This is a genomic window from Achromobacter semiaridum, assembly GCF_053543755.1.
In genome coordinates this window covers 80883-87816 of record NZ_JBLVOL010000015.1, presented here as the reverse complement: position 1 = coordinate 87816, position 6934 = coordinate 80883, and the positions used below count along the sequence as shown (strand labels likewise).

The 6934-nt window shown below is 66.8% G+C and carries 7 protein-coding genes; all 7 read left to right on the top strand.

Annotated features, from left to right (window positions below; all coding sequences use genetic code 11):
• Positions 1-416: acetate--CoA ligase family protein (locus ACNPP0_RS04705; protein ID WP_448705137.1), on the top strand; the 416-nt coding region annotated here is incomplete at its 5' end.
• Between the two features lie 46 nt (positions 417-462).
• The gene (locus ACNPP0_RS04700; protein WP_448705136.1) at positions 463-1446 is read left to right on the top strand and encodes a tripartite tricarboxylate transporter substrate binding protein; all 984 of its coding nucleotides are present in this window, start codon (positions 463-465) and stop codon (positions 1444-1446) included.
• A 5-nt stretch (positions 1447-1451) separates the two neighbouring features.
• Positions 1452-2843 (top strand): acyl-CoA dehydrogenase family protein, encoded by a 1392-nt coding sequence (locus ACNPP0_RS04695; RefSeq protein ID WP_448705135.1) that lies wholly within the window; start codon positions 1452-1454, stop codon positions 2841-2843.
• A gap of 69 nt (positions 2844-2912) precedes the next feature.
• Positions 2913-3959: an acyl-CoA dehydrogenase family protein gene (locus tag ACNPP0_RS04690; RefSeq protein ID WP_448705134.1), complete on the top strand. Its 1047-nt coding sequence runs from the start codon at positions 2913-2915 to the stop codon at positions 3957-3959.
• A 38-nt stretch (positions 3960-3997) separates the two neighbouring features.
• Positions 3998-4768, top strand: coding sequence for a class I SAM-dependent methyltransferase (locus ACNPP0_RS04685; RefSeq protein WP_332608882.1), 771 nt, complete (start codon positions 3998-4000; stop codon positions 4766-4768).
• Between the two features lie 110 nt (positions 4769-4878).
• Positions 4879-5631, top strand: coding sequence for a GntR family transcriptional regulator (locus ACNPP0_RS04680; protein WP_332608881.1), 753 nt, complete (start codon positions 4879-4881; stop codon positions 5629-5631).
• Positions 5582-6901 (top strand): malonyl-CoA decarboxylase domain-containing protein, encoded by a 1320-nt coding sequence (locus ACNPP0_RS04675; RefSeq protein WP_332608880.1) that lies wholly within the window; start codon positions 5582-5584, stop codon positions 6899-6901. The genes ACNPP0_RS04680 and ACNPP0_RS04675 overlap by 50 nt, the downstream gene beginning before the upstream one ends.
• Positions 6902-6934 lie beyond the last annotated feature (33 nt).

Here is a 6934-nt window from a genome sequence, read left to right as displayed (position 1 = left end):
CCCCCCAACCCGACGCGCGCGTCGATGGCGTGATGGTGCAGAAGATGGAACGCGGCGTCGCGGAGCTGATCGTGGGCGCCACGCGCGACCCTGTCTTTGGCCCCGTGCTGACGGTGGGGCTGGGCGGCGTGCTGACCGAGATCTACCAGGACACCAGCCACCGCTTGCTGCCCGTGGACGAAGCCATCGCCATGCAGATGCTGCAAGAACTGAAGGCGTACCCCTTGCTGGACGGTTACCGGGGCAAGCCCCGCGCGGACGTCGCGGCGGCCTGCCGGGCGATTGTTGCCGTGGGCAAGGCGCTGCTGGCCGCGCCCGCGCGGGTGGCCGAAATCGAAGTCAATCCCTTGCTGATCAAAGAGGCGGGACAAGACGTTGCCGTACTGGACGCGTTGATCCTGCCCGCAACCCCGTAGTGCAACCGCGCGATGCGCGCAACGCATTCCCCAGGAGGAGACAGGCATGAAGAAAAGACAGGTAATAAAAGGGCTGTTGGCCGGCGCGGCGCTGGCCGTGGCTGGCGCAACCACACCCGCGCTGGCGCAGGACGCGTATCCCAATCGGCCGGTGCGCATCGTGGTGCCGTTCTCGCCCGGCGGCGCGGCCGACATCATGAGCCGCCTGCTGGCCGAACGCCTGACCGCCAAGCTGGGCCAGACGGTCATCGTGGAGAACAAGCCGGGCGGCGGCACGATGATTGCGTCCGACTACGTGTCGCGCGCCGCGCCCGACGGCTACACGCTGCTGATGGCCGCGTCCTCGCTGGGCATCGCGCCCAGCATCTACGCCAAGGTCAACTACGACCCCATCAAGGACTTCACACCCGTCAGCCAGGTGGCCTCGGTGGTGCACGTGCTTGAAGTGCACCCGTCGATTCCCGCCAAGAACGTGGGCGAACTCATTGCGTATCTGAAGGCCAATCCGGGCAAGGTCAGCTACGGGTCCGTGGGCGCGGGCAGTTCCACGCACCTGGAAGCCGAACTGTTCAACAGCATGGCGGGCGTGCAGATGGCGCACATTCCGTACAAGGGCAGCGCGCCGGCGCTGAACGATCTGGTGGCCGGGCGTATCCAGGTGATGTTCGACGCCTGGGCCTCGTCCGGGCCCTTCGTCAAGGACGGCAAGCTGCGTGCGCTGGCAGTGACGACCACCAAGCCCTCGGCCTCGGTCCCCGACCTGCCGACGGTGGCGGCTTCCGGCCTGCCAGGCTATTCGGCCATGCCGTGGCTGGGGCTGGTGGCGCCGGCGAACACGCCGCAAGCGGTCGTCGACAAGCTCTATGCGAATCTGGCGCAGATCCTGCAACAGCCCGACGTGAAGGCGCAATTCGTGGGGCTGGGGCTGGATATCATCGGCAGCGACCCCAAGGCGTTCGCGGCGTTCATCCGGCAAGACGTGTCGACCTGGGCCAAGGTCGCGCGCGATTCGAATATCCGATTGGAGTGACCCGCATGGATCGACAGGACAACGCAGCCGCGCGCATCCTGGCTCAGGACGACGCCGCCTTTCGTGCGCAGTTGCGCGCGTGGCTCGCCAAGACCTATGCCGGCTTCGCACGCGGGTGGCCCGGCGGGGCGTGCCCCCGCCACCTGGACTTTCGTCGCGCGTGGGAAGACACCTTGTGTGCCCACGGCTGGTCCGGCCTGGGGTGGCCCATCGAATACGGCGGGCACGGCTTGCCGTTATCGCGCCAGGCCGTATTCCATGAAGAGCATGCGCGTTGCGGCGCGCCGCTGGGCGTGAACCTGATCGGCCATGGCATCCTGGCGCCCACGCTGCTGCACTTTGGCTCCGATGCGCAAAAGCGCCGTTTCCTGCCCGGGATTCTGTCCAACCGCGAGGTCTGGTGCCAGGGCTATTCCGAACCCGGCGCGGGGTCGGACCTGGCCTCGGTACGCACGCGCGCCGAGCCGGTGGCGGGTGGGTACCGGCTGAATGGGCACAAGATCTGGACGTCGTTCGCCGACCGCGCCCAGTGGTGCTTCGTGCTGGCGCGCACCGATGCCAACGTGCCCAAACATAAGGGCTTGAGCTTTCTGTTGGTGGACATGCGCAGCGCGGGCGTCAGGGTCGAGCCCATCCGCCAGATCACAGGCGATGCGGAATTCTGCGAAGTGTTCTTCGAAGATGTGTTCGTGCCGCAAGACCTGTTGCTGGGCGCCGAGAACCAGGGTTGGAAGGTCGCGATGGCCGCCGCCAGCTTCGAACGCGGTACCTACTTCATTCCGCGTCTGGTCCGCTTTTCGCAAGAGCTGCAAGCGGTGCGGCGGCTGGCGCTGCGCCCCGACGCGTCCGGGCTCGCGCCGGCCTCGTGCGCCGACGTGCGTCACCGATGGGCGCGGCTGGCGGCCGACAGCCACGTGCTGGCGTTGAAGTCGCGGCGCGCGCTGGAAGGCGCCATGCGCGGAGATCCGCCCGGGCCGGAAGGCTCGTCCACCAAGATTCATTGGAGCGAGGCGCACCAGCGGTTGCTGGAGCTGTCCTTGCAGATGCTGGGAGAAGGCGCGTGCCTGGAAGGGGCGGGCTACGGCGAGGGCTGCGGCGATGGAGCAGGGATGGCGGGCGCGGTCGGCAATGCGGGTATCGGTGCGCGGCGCAATGCCGGTGTTTTGGCCGATATGCAAGCCGGTATCGAAGCCGGTATCGAAGCCGGTATCGAAGCCGGTATCGAAGCCGATTTCAACGCTCGGGCCCAAGCGGATTGCAACATCGATACCGACGCGGACGCGGCAACGTTGACCCACGCCTACCTGTGGTCACGGGCCGAAACCATCCTGGCCGGCACCTCCGAAATCCAACGCAACATCATCGCCGAGCAGATGCTGGGCCTGCCTAAGGCCTAAGGCTTAAAGCCCAAAGCCCAAAGCCCAAAGCCCAAAGCCCAAAGCCTGATCCGAATCAACGCCGACACCATGACTTTTTCCTTGAACGAAGACCAGCGCATGCTGCAAGAATCGGCCGGGCGCTTTCTGGCGGATCGCCATCCGTCCCGCGTGGCGCGCGCCGCCGCGACCCAGCCGGCCGCCGATCGGCTGGCGCTGTGGCAGGACCTGTGTGAACAAGGGTGGCCCGCACTGCTGGCGCCCGCTGAACAAGACGGCCTGGGCCTGGGGCTGGCCGACGCCTGGGTGGTGGCCGAAGCGGCTGGGCGTCATCTGTTGAGCCTGCCGCTGGTGGCCAACATGGTGGTGCTGCCCACGCTGTGCAAGGCGGGCTTGCCCGAGCCCGCGGCAACCTGGGCGCGCCAGATGATGCAGGGCCAGCGGTATTTCGCGGATGTGGCGCTGCGGCCGGACGGGTCTGCGTTTGTGGAAGGCGCCGGCCTGGGCGTGCCGGGCCTGGCCGTGCATTGCCTGGCGCCGGGCGTGTTGCGGCTGGAACGCCACGCGCCCGTGGCGGGCAGGGCAGGGCTGGACCCGACGATGCCCGTCGCAAGCCCGGCGCGTCCCGGCGTGCAGGAAACCGTGGATGTGCGGGTGGACGCCGGCCAGTGGCGGCGCTTGAAGACACGGTTGACGTTGCTGCGGTCGGCCGAGCTGCGGGGCGCGGCAAGTGCCGCGCTGGACATGGCGGCGGCGTATGCCCGCGAACGGCGCCAGTTTGACCGCGCCATCGGCGCCAACCAGGCCATCAAACACCGGCTGGCGGACGACTGGATGGCGCTGGACGATGCGCGTCTGGCCGGCCGAGCCGCCGCCGCCGCGCACGATGCCGATGCGCCCTCGGCCGAACGCGACAGCCTTTACGTGCCGCTGTTGGCGGTAGAGGCGGGCCGGCGCGCGGCCCAGAACGCCATCCAGGTGCATGGCGCCCTGGGGATCACCTGGGAATGTGACGCGCACTTGTATCTGAAGCGGGTGTTGCGGCTGGCGGCAAGCCTGCACGCCGACGTGTCGTGCGCGCAGTGGCTGGAGCGCATCTGGGAAGGCGCCGCCGAGGAAAGCGCAGACTTGCCTTGAACCCCCGTGGGCGCGGCGTCCGACCTACAATCGCCGCCATGAATAAATCGAACTTCCCCTCTGAACTGGACCAGCCGACCTTGTCCGAGCTGGATGGCGTGCGCTATCTGCACTTCAACACCCCGTGGGTCCAGGGTGCAATGCACGTCAAGCGTCCGGCTGAACTGGTGCTGGAATACACCGCTCAAATGATGGCCTGGCTGCTGTTCCTGGAACCGCCCAAGGAAGAGTCCATCGGCATGCTGGGCCTGGGCGCGGGGTCGCTGGCGCGATTTTGCGTCAAGCACACGCGTAGCCCGTTGCTGGCCGTGGAATGGAACCCGCGCGTAACCGCCGCCTGCCATATGTTCTTTCGCCTGCCGGGCTCGAACCGGCTGCTGGTCGAACATGCGGACGCGGGCCAGTGGGTGGCCGATCCTGCCAACGCCGGGCGCTGCCCGGTGCTGATGGTCGACCTGTACGACGCCTCGGCCGAAGGCCCGGTGCGCGACAGCGTGAAGTTCTACCGCGACTGTCGCCGCGTGCTGGGCGACGTTGGCGTGGTGGCCGTGAACCTGTTCGGCCGCCACGATAGCTTCGGCAAGAACATCGACAACCTGTCCAAGGCGTTCGACGACCGCGTCGTGTTGCTGCCCGAGGTGGACGCGGGCAACCAGATCGTGCTGGCCTTTTCCGGCCCCCGTCTTGAAGTCACACCCGCCGACCTGCTGGCAAGGGCGGAAGTCGTGGAATCCAAATACGGCCTGCCGGCCCGCCGCTGGGCGCGCGCGCTGACGCGCCATGCCGTGGACGGCGTTCTGCATTTCTGAATCCGTCGGCTGGCGGAACGGGTTTTCCAGGGGTTTACCTTTTTCGCCGGCCGGATTTAACATGGGCTTGTTCATAATTATGAATTACGGCGCTGCCCGCGCCGGCCCCCATGAGCCAACCCATCGTCCGTCAAGCCCTGTACCTGGAAGTCGCGGATCGCCTGCGCGGCATGATTCACGCGCGCGCCCTGGCCAACGGCGAATGGATCGACGAACTTCGGCTGGCGGGCGAAATGGGCATCTCCCGCACCCCCTTGCGCGAGGCATTGAAGGTGTTGGCCACCGAAGGGCTGGTGCGGCTGGAGCCGCGCCGCGGCTGCTTCGTCAATGAGCTGTCCACGCAAGACCTTGAAGACATCTTCCCGCTGATGGCCATGCTGGAAGGGCGCTGCGCCTTCGAAGCCGCCCGCAAGGCCACCGACGATGAACTGGCGGCCCTTGAGCCGCTGCACGCCGAGCTGGCCGGCCATGCTCGCGCCGGCCGCATCGACGCCTACTATCAAACCAATTACCTGATCCACGAAGCCGTCCAGGCGCTGGCCGGCAATCAATGGCTGTCGGACATGGTGGGCAACCTGCGCAAGGTCCTGAGCCTGTCGCGGCACCGCAGCCTGGCGCGCCCCGGGCGCATCCAGCAATCCTGCGCCGAACACCTGGCCATTTTCGATGCGCTGAAAGCGCACGACAGCGAGGCCGCCCAGGCCCTGGCGCACACCCATTTGATGCGGCAGCTGGAAGCGCTGCGCATATTGGCCAATGAAGACGCCGCCGATCCGGCGTTATCCGATCCCATCGTTATCGAGGAGCCCGCCCATGTCCGTACCCGCCAATCTCGCGCCCGCGCGGGGCGCACGCACGCCTGAGCCCGAACCCGAGCTGATCGACCCCGCGGCGGCGGCCGAGGGCGCCAGCCTGATGACGCGCTTGGGCAAACTATGGGAACGCGGGCGCCTGCCCAGCGAATCCGAGGTGCGGCGCCTGTTCGAAGCCCGCCTGACCGACGTGGCGGCCAACAAGCTGGCGCGCCGCTGGTGCGAGCAATACAGCGCGGCCGACAGCAAGGACCGCCGGCTGATGCTGGCGGCGCTGGCTCAGGTGCGCGCCACGTACGCGGGCGACGGCGGCGAAGGCACGCGCCTGTTCAAACGCTTCAACGCGCTGCCGCATGGGCTGCGTTTCCTGGTGGATTTGCGCGCCGATATGCTGCGCTGGCGCAAGCAGGTCTCGGGCATCCAGGGGCTGGACAAGGAACTGGAAGGGCTGCTGTCCGCCTGGTTTGACGTGGGCCTGCTGGAATTGCGCCCGCTGACCTGGGATTCGCCCGCGTCGCTGCTGGAAAAACTGATCCTGTACGAAGCCGTGCACGAGATCACCTCGTGGGACGACCTGCGCCGCCGCGTGTCGCCGGACCGCCGCTGCTACGCCTATTTCCATCCGCAGATGCCGGGCGTGCCGCTGATTTTCGTGGAAGTGGCGTTTGCAAGCAGCATGGCCGACAACGTGCAGGTGCTGCTGGACAGCACCTTGCCGCCGCAGGATCTGGACAAGGCGCGCTGGGCCATCTTCTATTCCATTTCGAATACGCAGCCCGGCCTGAAGGGCATCAGCTTCGGCAACTTCCTGCTCAAGCGCGTGGTCGAGCAGCTGCTGGAAGAACTGCCCAAGCTGAAAAACTTTGCCACGCTGTCGCCCATCCCCGGGTTTTCGGATTGGCTGGGCAAGCTGGACGCCGACGCCGTGGAAGCCATCGTGCGCGAAGACAAATCGCGCGCCAAGGACCGCAAGCGCGAAGGGGTGCCGGACGGCCAGCGCTGGGTGTCGCGGCTGGCCAAGGCCGCCGCGCAGGGCAAGGCGTCCGACGTGATCAAACGCGCCGGCTTCCGGCTGGCCGCCACGTATTTGCAATCCATGAAAAACGGCTTGCCGCTGGACCCCGTGGCGCGCTTTCACCTGGGTAACGGCGCGCGTATCGAACGCTTGAACTGGGCGGCCGACACCTCGGTCAAGGGCATGAAGCAGTCTTGCGCGCTGATGGTCAATTACCTATATGACCTGGACGAGCTGGACACAAACCTTGCCCGCTTGGGTGAAGGTAAGCCGCAGGTAAGCCGGGGAGTCGGACGCGTGGCTTGATCGCTTTACAAAGCGGTCGATATCAATAAAAAA